The sequence below is a fragment of the Pseudomonas sp. LB-090624 genome, from assembly GCF_003205205.1.
Lineage (GTDB): Bacteria > Pseudomonadota > Gammaproteobacteria > Pseudomonadales > Pseudomonadaceae > Aquipseudomonas.
Window position 1 is genome coordinate 191,734 of sequence record NZ_QJRL01000001.1, and the last position, 19,523, is coordinate 211,256.

At 63.3% G+C, this 19,523-nt stretch carries 22 protein-coding genes; 14 read left to right on the plus strand and 8 right to left on the minus strand.

The window, feature by feature from the left end; all coding sequences use genetic code 11:
- Positions 1-45 precede the first annotated feature (45 nt).
- Entirely contained in the window at positions 46-1,095 is a 1,050-nt protein-coding gene (locus tag DMX11_RS00930) for an alkene reductase (protein ID WP_110742645.1), read from the minus strand.
- A gap of 16 nt (positions 1,096-1,111) precedes the next feature.
- Positions 1,112-1,414, minus strand: a complete 303-nt coding sequence (locus tag DMX11_RS00935) for a helix-turn-helix transcriptional regulator (RefSeq protein WP_110742646.1) — start codon at positions 1,412-1,414, stop codon at positions 1,112-1,114.
- Positions 1,415-1,563: 149 nt separating this feature from the next.
- On the opposite strand from DMX11_RS00935, the gene DMX11_RS00940 reads away from it, so the two are divergent.
- Positions 1,564-2,148 (plus strand): ACP phosphodiesterase, encoded by a 585-nt coding sequence (locus tag DMX11_RS00940; RefSeq protein WP_110742647.1) that lies wholly within the window; start codon positions 1,564-1,566, stop codon positions 2,146-2,148.
- A 115-nt stretch (positions 2,149-2,263) separates the two neighbouring features.
- Here the strand turns inward: DMX11_RS00940 and DMX11_RS00945 are convergent, their stop codons facing one another.
- Both DMX11_RS00945 and olsB read right to left on the minus strand, forming a co-directional pair.
- Positions 2,264-3,052: a lysophospholipid acyltransferase family protein gene (locus tag DMX11_RS00945; protein ID WP_110742648.1), complete on the minus strand. Its 789-nt coding sequence runs from the start codon at positions 3,050-3,052 to the stop codon at positions 2,264-2,266.
- Positions 3,052-3,807, minus strand: a complete 756-nt coding sequence (gene olsB, locus DMX11_RS00950) for an L-ornithine N(alpha)-acyltransferase (protein ID WP_110742649.1) — start codon at positions 3,805-3,807, stop codon at positions 3,052-3,054. The genes DMX11_RS00945 and olsB overlap by 1 nt, the downstream gene beginning before the upstream one ends.
- A gap of 160 nt (positions 3,808-3,967) precedes the next feature.
- On the opposite strand from olsB, the gene DMX11_RS00955 reads away from it, so the two are divergent.
- The 6 genes from DMX11_RS00955 (at position 3,968) to DMX11_RS00980 (ending at position 8,712) form a co-directional block, all read left to right on the plus strand.
- Complete coding sequence (locus DMX11_RS00955; RefSeq protein WP_110742650.1) at positions 3,968-4,855, plus strand: acyl-CoA dehydrogenase; 888 nt, start codon at positions 3,968-3,970, stop codon at positions 4,853-4,855.
- A gap of 69 nt (positions 4,856-4,924) precedes the next feature.
- Entirely contained in the window at positions 4,925-6,004 is a 1,080-nt protein-coding gene (locus DMX11_RS00960) for a serine hydrolase (RefSeq protein WP_110742651.1), read from the plus strand.
- Entirely contained in the window at positions 6,001-6,297 is a 297-nt protein-coding gene (locus DMX11_RS00965; protein WP_110742652.1) for an amidase, read from the plus strand. The genes DMX11_RS00960 and DMX11_RS00965 overlap by 4 nt, the downstream gene beginning before the upstream one ends.
- 44 nt (positions 6,298-6,341) lie before the next feature.
- The gene (locus DMX11_RS00970; protein ID WP_110742653.1) at positions 6,342-6,923 is read left to right on the plus strand and encodes a YceI family protein; all 582 of its coding nucleotides are present in this window, start codon (positions 6,342-6,344) and stop codon (positions 6,921-6,923) included.
- Position 6,924: 1 nt separating this feature from the next.
- The gene (locus DMX11_RS00975; protein WP_110742654.1) at positions 6,925-8,082 is read left to right on the plus strand and encodes a phosphatidylserine/phosphatidylglycerophosphate/cardiolipin synthase family protein; all 1,158 of its coding nucleotides are present in this window, start codon (positions 6,925-6,927) and stop codon (positions 8,080-8,082) included.
- A gap of 51 nt (positions 8,083-8,133) precedes the next feature.
- A complete protein-coding gene (locus tag DMX11_RS00980) occupies positions 8,134-8,712 on the plus strand; it encodes a DJ-1/PfpI family protein (protein ID WP_110742655.1) in 579 nt (192 codons plus the stop codon).
- 36 nt (positions 8,713-8,748) lie between these two features.
- Here the strand turns inward: DMX11_RS00980 and DMX11_RS00985 are convergent, their stop codons facing one another.
- The gene (locus DMX11_RS00985; RefSeq protein ID WP_110742656.1) at positions 8,749-9,147 is read right to left on the minus strand and encodes a nuclear transport factor 2 family protein; all 399 of its coding nucleotides are present in this window, start codon (positions 9,145-9,147) and stop codon (positions 8,749-8,751) included.
- 115 nt (positions 9,148-9,262) lie between these two features.
- Between DMX11_RS00985 and DMX11_RS00990 the strand changes: the two genes are divergently transcribed.
- Both DMX11_RS00990 and DMX11_RS00995 read left to right on the plus strand, forming a co-directional pair.
- On the plus strand, positions 9,263-9,853 hold the full coding sequence (locus DMX11_RS00990) for a GNAT family N-acetyltransferase (protein WP_110742657.1): 591 nt from the start codon (positions 9,263-9,265) through the stop codon (positions 9,851-9,853).
- Positions 9,850-10,722 carry a carbon-nitrogen hydrolase family protein gene (locus tag DMX11_RS00995; protein WP_110742658.1) on the plus strand — a complete coding sequence of 291 codons (873 nt, stop codon included), beginning with the start codon at positions 9,850-9,852 and terminating at the stop codon, positions 10,720-10,722. The genes DMX11_RS00990 and DMX11_RS00995 overlap by 4 nt, the downstream gene beginning before the upstream one ends.
- Before the next feature lie 120 nt (positions 10,723-10,842).
- On the opposite strand, the gene DMX11_RS01000 is transcribed toward DMX11_RS00995, so the two are convergent.
- Positions 10,843-12,366, minus strand: a complete 1,524-nt coding sequence (locus DMX11_RS01000; protein WP_016488901.1) for a fumarate hydratase — start codon at positions 12,364-12,366, stop codon at positions 10,843-10,845.
- A gap of 279 nt (positions 12,367-12,645) precedes the next feature.
- Between DMX11_RS01000 and DMX11_RS01005 the strand changes: the two genes are divergently transcribed.
- Positions 12,646-13,584, plus strand: a complete 939-nt coding sequence (locus tag DMX11_RS01005) for an iron-sulfur-binding ferredoxin reductase (protein WP_110742659.1) — start codon at positions 12,646-12,648, stop codon at positions 13,582-13,584.
- 124 nt (positions 13,585-13,708) lie between these two features.
- Here the strand turns inward: DMX11_RS01005 and pyk are convergent, their stop codons facing one another.
- Positions 13,709-15,163 (minus strand): pyruvate kinase, encoded by a 1,455-nt coding sequence (gene pyk, locus DMX11_RS01010; protein WP_110742660.1) that lies wholly within the window; start codon positions 15,161-15,163, stop codon positions 13,709-13,711.
- Positions 15,164-15,341: 178 nt separating this feature from the next.
- On the opposite strand from pyk, the gene DMX11_RS01015 reads away from it, so the two are divergent.
- The 3 genes from DMX11_RS01015 to sbcB all read left to right on the plus strand — a co-directional run bounded on the left by DMX11_RS01015 (position 15,342) and on the right by sbcB (position 17,703).
- Positions 15,342-15,728 (plus strand): tol-pal system YbgF family protein, encoded by a 387-nt coding sequence (locus DMX11_RS01015; RefSeq protein ID WP_110742661.1) that lies wholly within the window; start codon positions 15,342-15,344, stop codon positions 15,726-15,728.
- Positions 15,729-15,851: 123 nt separating this feature from the next.
- Positions 15,852-16,211 carry a PilZ domain-containing protein gene (locus tag DMX11_RS01020; RefSeq protein ID WP_110742662.1) on the plus strand — a complete coding sequence of 120 codons (360 nt, stop codon included), beginning with the start codon at positions 15,852-15,854 and terminating at the stop codon, positions 16,209-16,211.
- 58 nt (positions 16,212-16,269) lie between these two features.
- Entirely contained in the window at positions 16,270-17,703 is a 1,434-nt protein-coding gene (sbcB, locus tag DMX11_RS01025) for an exodeoxyribonuclease I (protein ID WP_110742663.1), read from the plus strand.
- A 70-nt stretch (positions 17,704-17,773) separates the two neighbouring features.
- Here sbcB and mvaT read toward each other — a convergent pair whose 3' ends face one another.
- On the minus strand, positions 17,774-18,151 hold the full coding sequence (mvaT, locus tag DMX11_RS01030) for a histone-like nucleoid-structuring protein MvaT (protein ID WP_110742664.1): 378 nt from the start codon (positions 18,149-18,151) through the stop codon (positions 17,774-17,776).
- Between the two features lie 281 nt (positions 18,152-18,432).
- Here mvaT and purU point away from each other — a divergent pair, with 281 nt between their 5' ends.
- Entirely contained in the window at positions 18,433-19,284 is an 852-nt protein-coding gene (gene purU, locus DMX11_RS01035) for a formyltetrahydrofolate deformylase (protein ID WP_110742665.1), read from the plus strand.
- Positions 19,285-19,523 lie beyond the last annotated feature (239 nt).

Consider the following 19,523-nt stretch of genomic DNA (forward strand, 5'->3'; position numbering starts at 1 on the left):
ATCACCTGAGCTTCATTCGCGGGCACGCCCGCGAATGGCCCTCGATCACAACCGCGGGTAATCGATGTAACCCACCGGCCCCCTGCCATAGAAGGTTTCGGGATGTGCCTCGTTCAACGGCGCATCCGCCGCCAGCCGCGCCGGCAGGTCGGGGTTGGCGATGAACGGCACGCCAAACGCCACCGCATCGGCTTTACCACTGGCCAGGGCCGCGTTGGCACTGGCCTTGTCGAAGCGCTCGTTGACGATGTACGGGCCGCCAAACGCCTCTTTGATCAGCGGGCCAATGCTGTCGTCAGCTTCCCGCTCGCGCGAGCAGATGAAGGCGATGCCACGCTTGCCCAGTTCGCGGGCGACATACGTGAAGGTTTCGGCGCGATCGGCATCGCCCATGTCGTGGGCATCGGCACGCGGCGCCAGGTGCACGCCTACGCGGTTGGCGCCCCACACTTCGATGGCCGCATCGGTCACTTCCAGCAGCAGGCGCGCACGGTTTTCCAGCGAGCCGCCATAACGGTCGGTGCGCTGGTTGGTGCTGCTTTGCAGGAACTGGTCGAGCAGGTAACCGTTCGCGCCATGGATCTCCACGCCATCGAAGCCAGCAGCCTTGGCATTCTCGGCACCACTGCGGTAGGCCTCGACGATGTCGAGGATTTCTTCGGTTTCCAAAGCGCGCGGGGTGGGGTAGTCGCTCAGTGGGCGCACCAGGCTCACGTGGCCCTTGGCCTGGATCGCACTGGGGGCCACTGGCAGCTCACCGTTGAGGTAGCTGGGGTGGGAAATGCGGCCAACGTGCCACAGCTGGAGGAAGATGCGCCCGCCAGCGGCGTGTACGGCCCTGGTCACGTTGTTCCAGCCACGCACTTGCTCATCGTTCCAGATGCCAGGGGTGTCCGGGTAGCCGACGCCCATGGCGCTGACCGACGTCGCCTCGCTGAGGATCAGCCCGGCACTGGCGCGCTGAACGTAGTACTCGGCCATCAGCGCATTGGGCACGCGGCCTTCGTCGGCACGGCAGCGGGTGAGCGGGGCCATGATGATGCGGTTGGGCAATTGCAGGTCGCCCAGGGTGATCGGATCGAAAAGCGTGGTCATATCGGTTACCTGCTGGTCAAAGCGCTTGGCGCAGTTGTTCGAGGAACGCCTGGATGGTGGCTTCGTCGCGTTTGAAGAAGTGCCATTGGCCAATCTTCTGGCTGTTGATCAGCCCGGCGCGTTGCAAGGTGGCCAGGTGGGCAGAAACGGTCGACTGCGACAGGCCGCAGCGCTGGTCGATCTGCCCGGCACACACACCGTTTTCGGTGCTGTGGTACTGGTCGGGGAACTGGTTTGCCGGGTCTTTCAGCCAGCTGAGGATTTCTCGCCTGACCGGATGGGCCAGCGCTTTTATGATTTCGTCGAGATCGAGTGGCATGGGGTTGGCTCGTTGTAGCGGTATATCGCGATAGGACGAAATATAAATCGTAGAATTCCGATATACAAATATGAAGAGGTTCTGAGCTGAGTACGAATCGCTATATCGCGTTACAACGATATAGACAGGGGCGATGCTAGAATGCGCCCATGAACTACCTCGCACATTTGCACCTGGGCGGCCCGGCGCCGCAACAATTGCTGGGCAGCCTGTATGGCGACTTCGTCAAAGGTTCGCTGGCTGGGCGTTTTCCGCCTGCGCTGGAGGCGGCCATTCGGCTGCACCGGCATATCGATAGCTACACCGACCAACACCCTTTGGTACTGGCGGCGCTGGCGCGTTTTCCGCGCGAGCGGCGGCGTTTCGCCGGGATCGTGCTGGATGTGTTCTTCGATCATTGCCTGGCGCGGCACTGGGGCGACTATGCCGAGCAGCCGCTGGATCAGTTCACCGGGGATTTTTATCGGGTGCTGCTGGCGGAGCCGGATTTGCCGGGGCGGCTGGCGCGGATTGCGCCCTTCATGGCAGCGGATGACTGGTTAGGGGCGTATGGCGATTTCGCCACGTTGGAGCAGGTGTTCAACGGCATTGCCCGAAGGTTGTCGCGGCCCGAGGGGATGGCCGGGGTCATGGCTGAGCTGGAGCGGCTGTATGAGCCGCTGATGGCGGATTTTCGCGAGTTTTACCCGCAGTTGCAGGCGTTTGCGGCGGCACGGCGGGTGTCTGGCCGTTAGTTTTGTATTGGCCTTTTTCGCGGGCTTGCCCGCTCCCACAGCGGGTCCGCTTGCATTGAAAGTTGCGCCGTACCTGGACTGCCCCCAGCCAGCCTGCACTGACGGTGCAAAAAGTTCAGGCAGCTCGAGCCTGCCGCTGTGGGGCAAACTCGACGTCGTCCTCCCCGAACAGCGCCCGGTGGATCGCCTGCTGCGCCTGCACCGCCAGCGCCGCGCGCTCCTTGCCCACGCTGCCAATCGGCGCCAGCAGGTGAATGCACACCTCGCCTCGGGGCTGGGCAAACAGGCGCATCAGGTGTGACACCAGGTCGTCATCACCGATGAACGGCGCAACCGGGTCGATCTGGCCGTCACGCAAATACTGGATAGCCACCGGCTGCACCGCCACGCCACGGTCGATGGCGCCTGCCAGCAGGCGACCATGGAAGGTGCGCAGGGTGCGACCGGTGGTGGTGGTGCCTTCGGGGAAGATCAGCAACGGGCGGGCCAGGCCTAGTTGCCCGGCAATCTGCTCGCGCAAGCGCTGGCTGTCACCGCCACCACGGCGAATGAACAGGGTGCCGGCCTTTTCCGCCAGCCAGCCCGCCACTGGCCAATGGCGTACTTCGGCCTTGGACAGGAACGACAGCGGCAGCAGCATGCCCAGCAGCGGAATGTCGGTCCAGGAAACATGGTTGCTGACCCACAGCATGGGGCGCTGAGGCAGCTCGCCGACTACCCGCACATCGAAGGGCAGGGCGGCGACCAGGCGTTTCATGAACAGGCAGCTCCAGCGCTGGCGTCGCTCGATCGGCGCCTTGACGCCCAGCCGCTCGCCCACGGCGATAACGCTGGCCATCAGCATGCCTAGCAGCAATACCAGCATCAGTCTGCAGAGGCGGGCCAGTACCCGCAGCTTGGCCATCAGACCGCCGCCTTGAAGTGGCGGGCGTAGCGTGGGCACAGCTCGTCGCGCTTGAGCAGAATGAATACGTCGGCCACCTGGAAGTCCTCGTCCCAGCATGGCTCGCCGCAAATCTTGGCGCCCAGGCGCATGTAGGCCTTGAGCAGCGGTGGCATTTCGGCGATGACGTTACTGGGCAGCGGGAGGCTCGGCAGCGGCTTCTTCGGCTCGGCTCGCAGGTGTTCGGTGCACAGGTAGCGCTCGCGAAGGCGCTGCATCACGGCATGGGCCTGCACGCCACCGTCCTGCATGGGGATGCTGGCGCAACCCATCAGGTAGCTGTAGCGGCCTTCGTTGAGGACCTCGGCCAGTTCGCCCCAGAGCACGGCGATGGTGCCGCCGTTGCGGTAGTCGGGGGCCACGCAGGTGCGGCCCAGTTCAAGGATCGGGCCTTGCAGTTGCACCAGGCCGTGCAGGCTGAATTCTTCTTCGCTGTAGAAGCGGCCGAGGCTGCTGGCCGCCTGGTGGTCGAGCAGGCGGGTGGTGGCAACCAGCTTGCCGGTACTCAGGTCGCGTACACCGATATGGCGGCAGTGCACGTCGTAGTCGTCCATGTCCAGGCCGTGCTCGGCACCTTTGAGCTTGGCCTTGAATTCTGCGCTGAACACTTTGTAGCGCAGGGCCTGGGCCTCTTGCAGCGCCGCGGCGCCAACCAGGCGTTCGGCTTGCAGACGGCGTTCGGTGCTGTTGTCGCCAGCGTGAGCGATCCGAGTCATTACGAGTCTCCATAAGCCAGCCATGAAGGGTTGCGGCCGGTCGGCTTTGTTGTGCAAAGTCAGCCTAGGTAGACGCGGTGTCACCCCTGTGAACCTTTGGTGATGCTTGCGTGACACCCCCTGAGCCTTCATCGAATGCCCCCCGGCAAGGAGCTGTTTCATGGCCTGGTTGCAACGACTCAACGACCCGCTACGCCAAGCGCTGGCGGGCACCCTGGGCGAAACCTATGCCGCGCTTCTAGAGCGCCTTGGCCCGGTTGCGCCGCTCGAACTGGCGGTACTGGGCGGGCGCGCGATGCCCACCCCGGGCCTGGCCTTCCTGGTGGGTTACCAGGCGGCCTTGCGCGTGCTGTGGCCCAGTGCGCCGCCCAGCCTTGGCGCGTTGTGTGCCACGGAGCGGCGCAGCGTGCGGCCGGCCGACATGCACACGCGGCTGGACGGTTTGCGGCTGACGGGTAGCAAGGATTTCGTCACCGCTGGGCTTGAGGCGGAGTGGCTGCTGGTGGCAGCGCGCAGCGAGCCGGCAGGTGCGGCGCCGCGCTTGAAACTTGCAGTGGTTTACCCCGGCGAGCCGGGGGTGACGCTGGAGCCGCTGCCGACCTTGCCGCTGATGCCGGAAGTGGGCCACGGCCGGCTGCTGCTGGAGCAGGCCGCGTGCGAGTTACTGGCCGGTGATGGTTGGGATGCCTACGTTAAACCGTTCCGCTCGCTGGAGGACTTGTACGTACTTACGGCGCTGACGGCCTGGTTGTATGGCGTGGGGCAGGCGTGTGGCTGGCCGCAGGGTTTGCGCCTGCAACTGCTGGGGCTGTTGGCCGGGTGTGCCGAGGGTAGCCGGCAGTGTGCCGACAGCACGGGCTGCCATTTGCTGCTGGGCGGGTTGTTTGCGCAGTTTCAGGCGCTGCGGGGGGAGATCGACGCAGCGTTGGCGGCGGGACCGGCGCATTGGGCCGAGCTTTGGCAGCGTGACCAGGGGGTGATGGCGCTGGCCATGGCGGCGCGAGAGAAGCGGCTGAGCAAGGCTTGGGCTGCTGCGGGATTGTCATGAATGCCTGATAGTTTGCTGTGATTCGATGAACCCCGGGGCCGCAAAGCGACCCCGAAAAAGGCGAACACGATGAAGGCACTCCTGCTGACACTGGCGCTGGTTACGGGGTGTGCCTGGGCAGAAGATTGGCCCCAGCCGGACTGGCTGATCGACCCTGCCAACCTCGACTGGCAAGCCGTCGATGCCTACGCGTTCCCCGCAACTTCCGTGCCTGAGCGCAAAGGCATCCGTACCGACGCCCTGTTGATCATCCGCGACGGCCGTATTCTCCACGAACGCTACAGCGCCCCCACCAGCGCCGGCACCGCGCACCTCACCTGGTCGATCAGCAAGAGCGTGTTGGCCACGCTGCTGGGCGTGGCTCAGGGCCAGGGCCGGTTCCAACTGCAAGACCCGGTCACGCGCTTCTACCCGGCCATGCGCACCCACCCGGACATACGCATGGTCGACCTGCTGCACTGGGCCAGTGGCTTGAGTTGGCAGGAAGACTACGAGTATGCCCCGCTCAAGTCTTCGGTGGTGGCCATGCTGTATACCCGCGGCCGCGAGGACATGGCCGCCTACACCGCTGCGCGGGGTACGGCGGCCAGCCCCGGTCAGCGCTTCCTCTATTCCAGCGGCGACAGCAACCTGCTGGCCGCCGCACTGCGCGGCATGCTCGACGCCGGGCAGTATGCTGACTACCCCTGGCATGCGTTGTTCAACCCACTGGGTATCGACAGTGCCGTGTGGGAGCGTGACCGGGCAGGCACCTATGTCGGTTCTTCCTACCTGTACCTCACCGCCCGCGACCTGGCGCGTATTGGCTTGCTGATGCAGCGCGACGGGCGCTGGCAGGGCCAACAACTGTTGCCCCGGGCTTGGGTGGCCTTCAACCGTACAGCCTTTGCCCAGGCCGAAGCGCTGCCCGGCGAGGCCAACCCCGGTGGCCACTGGTGGCTCAACCAACCGTTGACCGGCGCCGATCGGCCTTGGCCGAGTGCGCCCGCCGATACCTTCGCCGCCCTGGGTCATTGGGGCCAGGCGCTGTATGTGCTGCCTTCGCAGAAGCTGGTTATCGTGCGTTACGGCGATGACCGTGACGGCAGCTACCGTCATGACGAGCTGCTGAAGCGGGTGTTGGCGACGTTACCCAAGGAGGGTGCATGAGGCGTGCGCTGTTGCTGGCCATGCTCGCCTTGCTCGGCTGGGCGTGGCTGGAGCGCCAGGCGCTGGCAGACTTTCCGGGCATTCTCTCGGCTTACTCGGCCAAGGAGTACTGCTCGTGCCGCTTCGTCATGGGCTTCGACGAGGCGTACTGCCGGGGCTACGTGAAGCAATGGCTGCCGTTGCGCCGGCTGGAGGAACACAGCCTGCAGCGTCTGGTTACCGCCGAGGGCCTTGGCCAGCGCAACCAGGCTGCCTGGCAAGGCCCTCGCGAGGGCTGCCGCTTGCTGCCGTGAAGGTGGGCGGGTAAGGTTGGCGGCTTGGTTTCACGAGATCAGTCATGTTCAAGTTGCCCCGCCTGCTACCCGCCCTGTTGCTGGCTTTGTGCCTGCCCGCCCATGCCAACTGGCATCTTGATGGCGAGTCTTCGCGCCTGTCGTTCGTGACCGGCAAGAACGGTGATACCGCCGAGGTCCATCGTTTTCTGGTGTTGCACGGCAGTGTCGATGGCAAGGGCACGGCCGGGCTGCGCATCGAGATGGATTCGGTCAGCAGTGGTATTCCGCTGCGCGATGAGCAGATGCGCGACAGCCTGTTCGAGGTCGAGCGTTTTGCCGAGGCGACCGTGCAGGCGCACATCGACCTGCGGCCGATCAACGACCTGGCCGACGGCGCGCAGATCGAGTTGCGCCTGCCGTTGACAGTTACTCTGCATGGCCAATCGCACAGCTACAATGCGCTGTTGCTGGCCACCCGTCTGGATGCGCGGCGGTTCCAGGTGGTGACACTTGAGCCACTGGTGCTGCGTGCCGAGGATTTCGGCCTGCTGCCGGGGCTGGAAAGCCTGCGCAAATTCGCCAAGCTCAAATCCATCAACCCGTCGGTACCGGTCAATGCGGTGCTGATCTTCACCGCCCGCTGACATGCCGGGGCCGGTCTTCCCCTGGCGGGATGGCAATCAGTTCGAGCTGCTGATCGACGGACCCGAGTTCTTTCCGCGGATGCTCACGGCCATTGTGCGCGCCGAGTTCCAGGTCGATCTGGAGCTGTACCTGGTAGAGGCTGGGGCCTGTGCCGACGCAGTGGTCGAGGCATTGGAGCAGGCCGCCCGGCGTGGCGTGCGGGTACGCTGCCTGTTCGATGACTATGGTTCGCTGGCATTCAACAGCAAACTGCGCCAGCGCCTGCTGGACGCGGGCGTGTACCTGCGCTGGTACAACCGCCTGCGCTGGAAGCGCGGGTTGCGCAACCTGTACCGCGATCACCGCAAGTTGTTGCTGGTGGATGAGCGCTGGGCCGTGGTGGGCGGGACAGGGGTTACCGACGAGTTCTGGACGCCGGGTGAGCCGAGCAGCGACTGGCACGAGGTCATGGTGCAGATGCAAGGCCCGGTGGTGACCGACTGGCAACTGCTGTTCGACCGCCAGTGGCAGGCAAACAACCGCCGCACCGCCTGGCGCCCGGCCGAGGGCTTTGGCTTGCCGCGCCTGCCCAAGGTACCGGCGCAGGGGCAGGGCATGGGCCGGGTAGCCTATGCCGACGCCCGGCAGCATCAGGACATCCTGCATGCGCTGGTGCGGGCGCTTAATAGTGGCAAGCAGCGGGTTTGGCTGGCCACGCCATACTTCTTGCCGACCTGGAGCGTACGCCGCTCGTTACGCCGTGCGGCCAGCAAAGGGCTTGACGTGCGGTTGTTGCTGACCGGCCCACGCACCGACCACCCTTCGGTGCGGTATGCCGGGCACCGTTACTATCCGCGCCTGCTGCGCGCCGGGGTGCGGATATTCGAATATCAGCCGTGCTTCCTGCACCTGAAAATGGCGGTGGTGGACGACTGGGTGAGTGTGGGTTCGTGCAACTTCGACCACTGGAACCTGCGCTTCAATCTTGAGGCCAACATCGAGGCACTGGACCCGCCTTTGACGGCCGCCGTGGTTGCCAGCTTCGAGCGCGACTTTGCCCTGAGCGAGGAAATCGACCTGGCTCACTGGCATGCTCGGCCGTTGTGGCGGCGGGTGAAGCAGCGGGTGTGGGGCTGGCTCGACCGCCTGGTGGTGAACTTGCTCGACCGTCGCGACTGAGAGCGGCTATCGTGCAGTGACTGTCCCAAGGCAATCGAAGGAGTGGGTGCGATGACGGCGAAGAAGATTTTGATGCTGGTTGGCGATTACGTCGAGGACTACGAAGCGATGGTGCCCTTCCAGGCGCTGAGCATGGTCGGCCACACGGTGCATGCAGTGTGCCCTGAAAAGCTGGCGGGGCAGACCGTGCGCACCGCGATTCACGATTTCGAGGGTGAGCAGACCTACAGCGAAAAGCCTGGGCACAACTTTGCCCTGAACTATGACTTTGTGCGGGTGCGGCCCGAGGGCTACGACGCACTGCTGATCCCGGGTGGCCGCGCGCCGGAGTACCTGCGCCTGGATGAGAAGGTACTGGAGCTGGTGCGGGCATTCGACCACGCCGGCAAGCCGATTGCGGCGGTGTGCCATGGGGCACAACTGCTGGCGGCGGCTGGCGTGCTGGAGGGACGCGAATGCAGTGCATACCCGGCGTGTGCGCCGGAAGTGCGCCTGGCGGGCGGCACCTTCATCGATATTGCGGTGGACCAGGCGCATGTGGATGGCAACCTGGTCACCGCACCGGCCTGGCCGGCTCACCCTGCCTGGCTGGCGGCATTCCTGAAGGTGCTCGGCACCCGTATCGCCTGACGGAGCGGGTCAAATCGTGGGCCCGGGCGCGTGACTTCAGGCCACCTGCTCAACCCAGTCAGTGAGGTTGTAGTAGTTGGTCACTCGGGCAATCTTGCCGCAGTGGATATAGAAGAATGCTCCCGCCGGCAGCACGTAGGTCTGCCCGTTGGCCGCCGGCAGCCCCTCGTCATCGGCCAGGTATTCACCATGCACCGTGAATTCCGCCGCTGCACGGCTGCCGTCGGCGTTCTGCATCACCACGATATCGGCCAGGCGCTCGCGGTAGCAGCGGTTCATCTTGTCCATGAACGCGGCGAACCTGGCCTTGCCCATCTGCCGCTCGCCCTGGTTGATATCGTGGATCACGTCCTCGCTGAGCAGCGCCAGGAAGGCCTGCATGTCGCCAGCGTTGAAGGCGGCGTAGTAAGCATTTACCAGTTCGGTAGCGGTCATGGAACAATACCTGTCGTGTAGGGAAAAGGCGGGTCGTTGCGACGGATGATAGGGTTTCCCCTCAAGCCCGGCTTAGCCGAGCGCGTCATCCACATCGACAAAACGACCGCCAAGCATGGAAATACGCCTGTTGCACGGCGCCGCTATCGCGCCTTACATCGATGACCTCGCTCGCCTGCGCCTCAGTGTGTTCCGCGAGTTCCCCTACCTTTACGACGGCACCCCGGAGTACGAAGCTGATTACCTCGCCAGCTACGCCCGTTCCGGGCGCAGCCTGGTGGTGCTGGCACTGGATGACGGCGAGGTGGTCGGCGCCTCCACCGGCCTGCCGCTGGTGGACGTAGCGCCTGAATTCCAGCAGCCCTTCGTGGCCCAGGGGCGCGACCCGGCCAGCGTGTATTACTTCGGTGAGTCCCTGGTACTGCCGGCATACCGCGGCCAGGGCCTGGGGGTGCGGTTCTTCATCGAGCGCGAATCCTACGCGCACAAACTGGCCGAGTTCGACTACTGCGCGTTCTGCGCGGTCGAGCGGCCGGGTGTGCACCCACGCCGGCCCGCCGATTACAAGCCTTTGCATGGCTTCTGGCGCAACCGCGGCTTCCTGCACGACCCATCGCTGCGTACCCGTTACGCCTGGCGCGACATTGACGATGCAGAAAGCTCCGACAAGCTGATGTCGTTCTGGCTCAAGGAACTGCCGATATGATCCGCCTGGCGGCCTGCCAGTATGCCGTCGAGCTGCATGAAACCTGGGAGTCGTACGCCGACCACCTGCAAGGCCTGTGCGCTGAAGCCGTGGAGGCGGGTGCCCGCTTGCTGCTGTTGCCGGAGTACGCTGGGCTGGTGCTCAGCGGCCAGTTGAGCGTTGAGCTACGGGGTGACCTGCAGGCGTCGATTGCCGGTATCCAGCCGCTGATCGAACCGTGGAAAGCCTTGTGTGAAAGCCTTGCCCGGCGCTGGGGGATCTACCTGCAACCGGGCAGTGTGCCGGTGCTGGACAGCGACGGGCGCTACCGCAACCGGGCCTGGTTGTTCGGGCCCAAGGGTATGCTGGGTTACCAGGATAAACTGATGATGACCCGCTTCGAGCGGGAACAGTGGGACATCGCGGCGGGCCAGGGACTGCAGGTGTTCGAGACCGAACTGGGCCGCCTGGGGATCCTGATCTGCTATGACAACGAATTCCCGATGCTGGCCAGGCGCCTGGCCGAGGGTGGTGCCGACCTGATCCTGGCGCCGAGTTGTACCGATACCGAGGCCGGCTACCACCGGGTGCGGATTGGCGCTCAGGCACGAGCCCTGGAGAACCAGATTGCTGTGTTGCAGAGCCCTACGGTGGGGGTGGCGCCCTGGTCGCCGGCGTTGGACGAGAATATCGGCCGGGCAGGCTTGTTCGTGCCGCCGGATCACGGCATGCCGGGCGATGGCGTGGTGGCGTTGAGTGAGCAGTTGAACCCGGACTGCAGCCAGTGGCTGGTGTGTGAGGTGGACCTGGAGGAAGTGCGACGGGTGAGGCGGGAAGGGCAGGTGTTTACCTGGCGGGACTGGCCGGAGCAGTTCGAGAGAGTCCTTTAATGACAGTGGCGGCCCCTTCGCGGGCAAGCCCGCTCCAACAAGGGCAGCGCAAGCCAGAAGGCTACGCGTTACCTGTGGGAGCGGGCTTGCCCGCGAAGCAGCTGCCGCAGTTACATCAGGTTACTTCACTTCGACGGCCAGGCTTTCGGCAATCTTGCTCTGCCACAGGGCAGGGCCAGTGATGTGCACCGACTCACCATTGCTGTCTACGGCAACAGTCACCGGCATGTCCTTGACCTCGAACTCGTAGATCGCTTCCATGCCCAGCTCGGCGAAGGCCAGGACCTTCGACTTGCGGATGGCCTGGGCCACCAGGTAGGCAGCGCCACCTACGGCCATCAGGTACACGGCCTTGTTGTCCTTGATCGCTTCGATCGCGGTCGGGCCACGCTCGGACTTGCCGATCATGCCCAGCAGGCCAGTCTGCTCGAGGATCTGACGAGTGAACTTGTCCATGCGGGTGGCGGTGGTCGGGCCGGCTGGGCCTACCACTTCGTCACCGACCGGGTCGACCGGGCCGACGTAGTAGATGAAGCGGCCTTTCAGGTCCACCGGCAGCGCTTCACCACGGTTGAGCATTTCGACCATGCGCTTGTGCGCGGCATCGCGACCGGTCAGCATCTTGCCGTTGAGCAGAATGGTTTCGCCCGGCTTCCAGCTGGCGACTTCTTCCGGGGTAATGTCGTCGAGGTTGACGCGACGGGCGCTTGGGCCCGCTTCCCAGACGATCTCCGGGTAGGCGTCCAGCGACGGCGCTTCCAGCTCGGCCGGGCCGGAGCCATCGAGCACGAAGTGAGCGTGGCGGGTGGCTGCGCAGTTGGGGATCATGCACACCGGCAGGGAGGCGGCGTGGGTCGGGTAGTCCATGATCTTGACGTCGAGCACGGTGGTCAGGCCACCCAGGCCCTGGGCGCCGATGCCCAGCTGGTTGACCTTCTCGAACAGTTCCAGGCGGATTTCTTCCAGACGGTTCTGCGGGCCACGCGCTTTGAGTTCGTGGATGTCGATGGACTCCATCAACACTTCCTTGGCCATGACCGCGGCCTTCTCGGCGGTACCGCCGATGCCGATGCCGAGCATGCCAGGGGGGCACCAGCCAGCACCCATGGTCGGCACAGTCTTCAGCACCCAGTCGACGATCGAGTCGGACGGGTTGAGCATGGCCATCTTCGACTTGTTCTCCGAGCCGCCGCCCTTGGCTGCGACATCGACCTCGACCTTGTCGCCAGGGACGATGGAGTAGTGGATCACTGCCGGAGTGTTGTCTTTAGTGTTCTTGCGGGCACCTGCCGGGTCGGCCAGGATCGAAGCGCGAAGGACGTTTTCAGGCAGGTTGTAGGCGCGGCGCACACCTTCGTTGATCATGTCGTCGACGCTCAGGGTGGCGCCGTCCCAGCGCACGTCCATGCCCACGCGCACGAACACGGTGACGATACCGGTGTCCTGGCAGATCGGGCGGTGGCCGGTGGCGCACATGCGCGAGTTGATCAGGATCTGGGCGATGGAATCGCGTGCAGCAGGCGACTCCTCACGCAGATAGGCCTCGTGCATGGCCTGGATGAAATCGACGGGGTGGTAGTACGAGATGAATTGCAGGGCGTCGGCGACGCTCTGAATCAGGTCGTCTTGCTTGATCACGGTCATGCAGCGCGCTCCTCTTAAAGACGGGAACATTCATAGAGACGCTCGACGGTGCCGACCAGCATGTCGAAACGCCTTGCAAAGGCGCGCCGGCAGCATGGCCGACGCAAAAGGGCGCGGCAGTATAGCGTGCCTCACGGCGTGAAACACCTGCGAGTGGTCTGGACCATGGTCGGTTGGGGGGCAGGCGTCCTTTTTGCTGCTGACACTTGTGACTGGCCTTAAAATCTCTGGGGGCCCATTTGCGCCCCCAACAATCTGCAGTGGAAGAGATACCTGAACATGCCCGAACTTTGCGTGGGCGAGCGCCGCTGGGCGGTGCCGACCGGCAACAACCTGCTCGATGCCTTGAACGAGGCCGGGTTGAATGTGCCGTACAGTTGCCGCGCCGGTAGCTGTCATGCCTGCCTGGTGCATTGCCAGGGCGGGCAGTTGCTGGACGCCATGCCCGAGGCCCTGGCCCTGGACAAGCATGCCCAGGGCTGGCGCCTGGCCTGCCAGTGCCGGGTGGTCGAGGATGTGCGCGTGGCACTGTTCGACCCTCGGCAGGATGGTGTGCCGGCCAAGGTCAGTGCACTGGACTGGTTCGGCGATGTGTTGCGTCTACGTTTACAGCCCGCGCGAGCGCTGCGTTATCAGGCGGGCCAGCATGTGGTGCTGTGGCTGGGCGAGGTTGCCCGGCCTTATTCCCTGGCCAGCCTGCCGGGTGAGGATGATCACCTTGAGTTTCATATCGATTGCCTGCGCCCAGGTGCCTTTTGTGACAAGGCGCGGGGTTTGCAGGTTGGCGATGAGCTGCGCCTGGGTGAGCTGAGGGGCGGGGCCTTGCATTACGACCCGGACTGGCAGGAGCGGCCGCTTTGGTTATTGGCAGCGGGGACCGGGCTGGCGCCGTTGTGGGGCATCTTGCGCGATGCATTGCGCCAGGGGCACCGGGGGGAGATTCGGCTGCTACACGTAGCGCGGGATCAGGCAGGGCATTATCTGGCGCAGGCGCTGCAGGCGCTGCAGGCGCTGCAGGCGTTGCCCGGGGTGCATGTAGAGCTGGTGCTGGCGGAGCAGCTGGATGAGGCGCTGGCCGGGTTGCGCCCGTCGTCACGGCAGACGATAGCGTTGCTTTGTGGCGCGCCGGGGAGTGTAGAGCGGTTTGCCCGGCGGCTATTCATTGCCGGGGTGCCGCGGGGGCAGGTGTACGCAGATGTGTTCGTTGAGCATGCCTGAGGCATTGGGGGTGATGAGTCTGGCCTGATCTCCGCCAAGCCAGCCCCCACAGGATTGCATCAGGCCTGAGCCTGGGGGAGCTGGCTTGCCGGCGATTGGGCCGCAACGCGGCCCCTCGGCGCTATCAACCGACCAGCGGATCACCAACGTGCAGGATCTTCATGCCGTTGGTGCCACCGATGGTGTGGTAGCTGTCACCCTTGGTCAGGATCACCCAGTCACCTTGCTCCACCAGGCCACGCTTGAGCAGTTCGTCGACGGCAGCCTGGCTGACCTTGTCGGCCGGCAACGAGGCCGGGTCGAAGGCAATCGGGTAGACGCCACGGAACATGTTGGCACGGGCCTGGGTTGCGCGGTGCGGCGACAAGGCGAAGATCGGCACGTGCGAGCGCAGGCGCGACATGATCAACGGGGTGTAGCCGCTTTCGGTCAGTGCGATGATCGCTTTCACGCCCGGGAAGTGGTTGGCGGTGTACATGGCCGCCAGGGCAATGCTCTCGTCGCAGCGCTCGAAAGTGGTGTGCAGGCGGTGGCTGGACTTCTGGCTGGTCGGGTGCTTCTCGGCGCCGGAGCAGATACGGGCCATGGCCTGGACGGCTTCGATCGGGTAAGAACCGGCAGCACTCTCGGCCGACAGCATTACCGCGTCGGTGTTGTCCAGCACGGCGTTGGCCACGTCGGACACTTCGGCACGGGTCGGCATCGGGTTCTGGATCATCGACTCCATCATCTGGGTCGCCACGATCACCGCCTTGTTGTTGCGGCGAGCGTGCTGGATGATCTTCTTCTGGATGGCGATCAGCTCGGCGTCGCCGATTTCCACGCCCAGGTCACCACGGGCAACCATGACGGCGTCGGAAGCGAGGATCAGCTTGTCCAAGGTCTCGTCGTCGGCTACCGCTTCGGCGCGTTCGATCTTGGCCACCAGCCAGGCGCTGCCGCCGGACTCGTCACGCAGCTTGCGGGCATATTCCATGTCGCTGGCATCGCGCGGGAAGGATACGGCCAGGTAATCCAGGTCCATTTCCGCCGCCAGCTTGATGTCGGCCTTGTCTTTTTCGGTCAGGGCCGGTGCGGTCAGGCCGCCACCTTTGCGGTTGATGCCTTTGTGGTCCGACAGCGGGCCACCGATGATCACCACGCAGTGCAGGGCGTCTGCGGTGGCAGTCTCGACGCGCATGACCACGCGGCCATCGTCGAGCAGCAGTTCGTCACCGACGCCGCAGTCCTTGACCAGATCGGGGTAGTCGATACCGACGATGTCCTGGTTGCCTTCGGTCAGCGGATGAGCGGTGGAGAAGGTGAACTTGTCACCGATCTTCAGTTCGATGCGCTTGTTGGCGAACTTGGCGATGCGGATCTTGGGACCCTGCAGGTCGCCCAGCAGTGCAACATGGCGGCCGTTCTTGGCGGCGATGTCACGGATCAGGCGCGCGCGGGCCTTGTGCTCGTCCGGAGTGCCGTGGGAGAAGTTCAGGCGTGCCACGTCCAGGCCGGCGAGGATCAGCTGTTCGATCACTTCCGGCGAGTTGCTGGCGGGGCCAAGGGTGGCGACGATTTTGGTACGGCGGATGCTCATGCACAGACTCCTATAGTGAAGCGCAGCGAAAGGCTACTCCTCAATTGCGCTGTAGTCATTGTTCCGTTGCACTACCTGCGACCAAGGCAGGGTGGCATTTGAACGGCAAGGTATCCTGGCAAAAGGGTGTGAAGATTTGCACGCGAACGCCGATACACTGGTATCAAAGGAGATCCCCATGCGAGCCCTGATCGTTTTAGCCCTGGCCGCCAGTGCTGTCGGCTGCACCCGCTGGTCCATGGACCACCACCTGAACAATGCCTATCGCGCCTACGACCGTGGCGATTGTGCGCGGGTCATGCTTGAGCTGTCGCAAGTCGACCGCACCAGCCGTGCGCGGCCGTTCATCCACCCCGAGGTGTCGCTGCTGCGCGGTCAATGCCTCGAGCGGCAGGCCTTGTACGTTGATGCCGCGCAGACCTACCAGTACCTGATCCAGAAATACCCGGGCAACGAATACGCCTACCGCGCCCAGGCACGCCTGCAGACCCTCGAGAAACTGGGGCATTACCGTCGCGGCGAAGCTGCCGTGGCCAGCCCGGTGACGAGTGCACCTTGGCGTTAATGCCAAGGTGTGATTTATTTCACGGGATTTGCCGCGCGCCCTGCGCTAATCTGTAACTCAGCTGTTACAACAACCGCCAGTACCTTGTATTCCTGGCATCAGGTACGGAATACACTCGCGATCATGTTCAACAAGCGCCACATCGAACGCCATCAGCTGCCTTGCGTCCTCAAGGTGTTCAACCGCTTTACCGGTCAGGAGATCGGCCAGCTGGGCAACGCCTCCGAAGACGGCCTGATGGTCATCAGCCAGTTACCTGTGCTGGTCGGGCCCGACTACGAGCTGCAATTACGCATGCCGTTGGTTGGCGGCGGCCATCAGTTCGTCAACCTTACCGCCAGTTGCCTGTGGTGCAGCGAAGACCAGACGCCAGGGCATTACGATTCGGGCTTCATGCTGCTGCAAGCGCCCCGTGAGTACGATGATTTCGTGCATTCGCTGCGCGACTATTTCAGCTTCCGCCCCGCCAACGCTTCCGTCTGAGCCTTGGTTCGCCAGGAATCGCGCTAGAATCGGGTCGACCTTGATACAGGACGACTCCGTGACCTCCAGCATTTTCTGGCACGACTACGAAACCACCGGCATCAACCCGCGCTGCGACCGGCCGCTGCAGGTGGCCGGCGTACGCACTGACTTCGACCTCAACGAGATCGATGAGCCGATCAGCCTTTATTGCCGCCCCTCCGACGACATCCTTCCGCACCCAGCGGCGTGCCTGGTGACTGGCATCACTCCGCAACTGTTGGCCGAGCAGGGCCTGTGCGAAGCCGAGTTCATGACCCGGGTCCACGCACAGCTGGCGCAACCGGGTACCTGTGGCGCTGGCTACAACACGCTGCGCTTCGATGATGAAGTGACGCGCTACAGCCTGTATCGCAACTTTTTTGACCCCTATGCCCGTGAATGGCAGGGCGGCAACAGCCGCTGGGACCTGATTGACATCGTGCGCACCGCCTATGCCTTGCGCCCGGAAGGCATTCAATGGCCGCAGCAGGACGGGCGCACCAGCCTGCGCCTGGAATTGCTCAGCAAGGCCAATGGCATTGACCACGGCCATGCCCACGAAGCGCTTTCCGACGTGCGGGCAACCATTGCACTGGCCCGGCTCATCCGGCAGAAGCAGCCCAAGTTGTATGACTGGCTGTTCCAGTTGCGCAGCAAGCACAAAGTGATGGAGCAGATCCGTTTGTTGCAGCCACTGGTGCATATTTCCGGGCGCTTTTCAGCGGCACGTAATTACCTGGGTGTCGTATTGCCACTGGCGTGGCACCCCCGTAATCGCAATGCATTGATTGTGTGCGATCTGCATCAGGAAACCCTACCGTTACTGAGGGAAAGTGCCGAAGTTTTGCGCCAGCGTTTGTACACCCGGCATGATGAATTGGCTGACGGGGAATTACCGGTACCGTTGAAACTGGTACAGATCAATCGCTGCCCGGTACTGGCGCCGCTGTCGGTATTGCGACCGGCCGATCAACAACGGTTAGGCCTGGACTTGACGTTGTTACAATGCCGTGGCGAACAGTTGGCCAACCAACAGGCGCAATGGCAAGACAAGCTGGAACACATCTACGGCAAGGAAGACTTCGCCCCGAGTGAAGACCCGGAACAGCAGTTGTATGACGGTTTTATCGGTGACCGTGACCGGCGTTTGTGCGAGCAAGTTCGGGTGCTGGAACCGGCGCAGTTGAGCCGCGGCCACTGGATGTTCGACGACCCGCGCTTGCCGGAACTGTTGTTCCGCTATCGCGCGCGTAACTTCCCCGAGACCCTGAGCGGTGAAGAGCGGCAACGCTGGCATGGCTTCTGTCGGCAGCGCCTGAGCGAGCCGCAATGGGGCGCGCCAAACACGCTGGGCGACTTCGAACAGGCGCGCCAGCAAGCCTGGGAGGGCGCCGACGAGGCGGGCCGGCGTGTGTTGGAGGCCTGGCAAGTGCATGCCCGGCAGTTGCAGCAGCAGTTTGCAATTGGTTGAAAGCCACAAACAACAACGCCGGCAATGTGCCGGCGTTGTTGCTGCGATAAGCAGGGGCGTAGGCGGACAATCAGTCCAGCAGGGTAGCCCAGCTTTCAACCACATCACCGCCCCAGTTGGCTTTCCACTCTTTCAGGGTCTTGTGGTTGCCGCCTTTGGTTTCGATCACTTCACCGTTGTGCGGGTTTTTGTATTGCTTGACCTTGCGCGCACGCTTGGTGGCAACAGCCTTGACTGCACCACGTGGGCCTTTGCTCAGTTTCGACTCTGGGTCGAGCAGGGCAATCACGTCGCGCAGCGACTTGGAGTACTCGCCCATCAGGTTGCGCAGTTTGCCTTCGAACTCCAGTTCTTTCTTCAGCTTGTCATCCTGCGACAGGTTGGCCAGGCGGGCCTGAAGTTCTTTGATGGCTTCTTCGGTAGCGCGGTATTCGTTGATCAGGGACATGGAGTGTTCCTTAATGCGTGTTCGGAAAATGTGTGAGGCAATAATAGACAGGCGATACTCGCAAGTAAACCTAATATTGGCCAGTTAACTGTTAATTAAGCTGTGACAATATTTCTCAGGTGAACAAAAATTTACATAAAGCCCTGTGTTTGGTCATGTCTGTCACACACGGCTACAGTACGTCGCCTTCGCCACTCCGGCCCGGCTGCTGCAATCGATACTGCGTTTTTCCTGGCGGGCCGCTAGAATAGGCGCCTTTGCGAAGTTCTGGAGTCTCATTCATGCGCACCTATCGTCTGGTGATCGCCTGCCCCGACCGTGTAGGCATCGTGGCGAAAGTCAGTAATTTTCTGGCCTTGTACAATGGCTGGATCAACGAAGCCAGCCACCACTCCGATGAGCAGAGCGGTTGGTTCTTCATGCGCCATGAAATCCGCGCTGAATCGCTGCCGTTTGGTATAGAAGCCTTCCGCGAGGCGTTTGCCCCCATCGCCGAAGAGTTCTCGATGACGTGGCGTGTTACCGACTCGGCGCAAAAAAAACGCGTGGTATTGATGGCCAGCCGTGAATCGCACTGCCTGGCCGACCTGCTGCACCGCTGGCACACCGATGAGCTGGATTGCGAGATTCCCTGCGTGATCTCCAACCACAACGACCTGCGCAGCATGGTCGAGTGGCACGGCATTCCGTTCTTCCATGTACCGGTCGACCCCAAGGACAAGGCCCCGGCCTTTGCCGAAGTGTCGCGCCTGGTCGAGGAGCATGCTGCCGACGTCGTCGTGCTTGCCCGCTACATGCAGATTCTGCCGCCACAACTGTGCCGGGACTATGCCGAAAAGGTGATCAACATTCACCACAGCTTCCTGCCGTCGTTCGTGGGCGCCAAGCCTTATCACCAGGCCTCGCTGCGTGGCGTTAAACTGATCGGCGCAACTTGCCACTACGTCACCGAAGAGCTGGACGCCGGCCCGATCATCGAGCAGGACGTGGTACGTGTCAGCCATGCCGACAGCATCGAGGACATGGTCCGCTTTGGCCGCGATGTCGAGAAGATGGTGTTGGCTCGTGGCTTGCGCTATCACCTGGAAGACCGCGTCCTGGTGCATGGCAACAAGACGGTGGTGTTTGATTGATGGTGTAGGGGGCTGCTTTGCAGCCCATCGTCGGCAAGCAGCCACAGGTAGTGCACCTGGTTGCCGGCGATTGGGGTGGGAAGCCCCCGGCAACTTCGAGGGAGATCCCGATGGCCAAGCGGCGCAACCAACCTCATGCGTCACCCCCTCCCACCTTGGGCGAAGGCTGCCTTGCCCGCTATGACCCCGAAGCCCTGGCCGAAACCGACGGCACCGACTTCCCCGGCGCTGCCGAACTC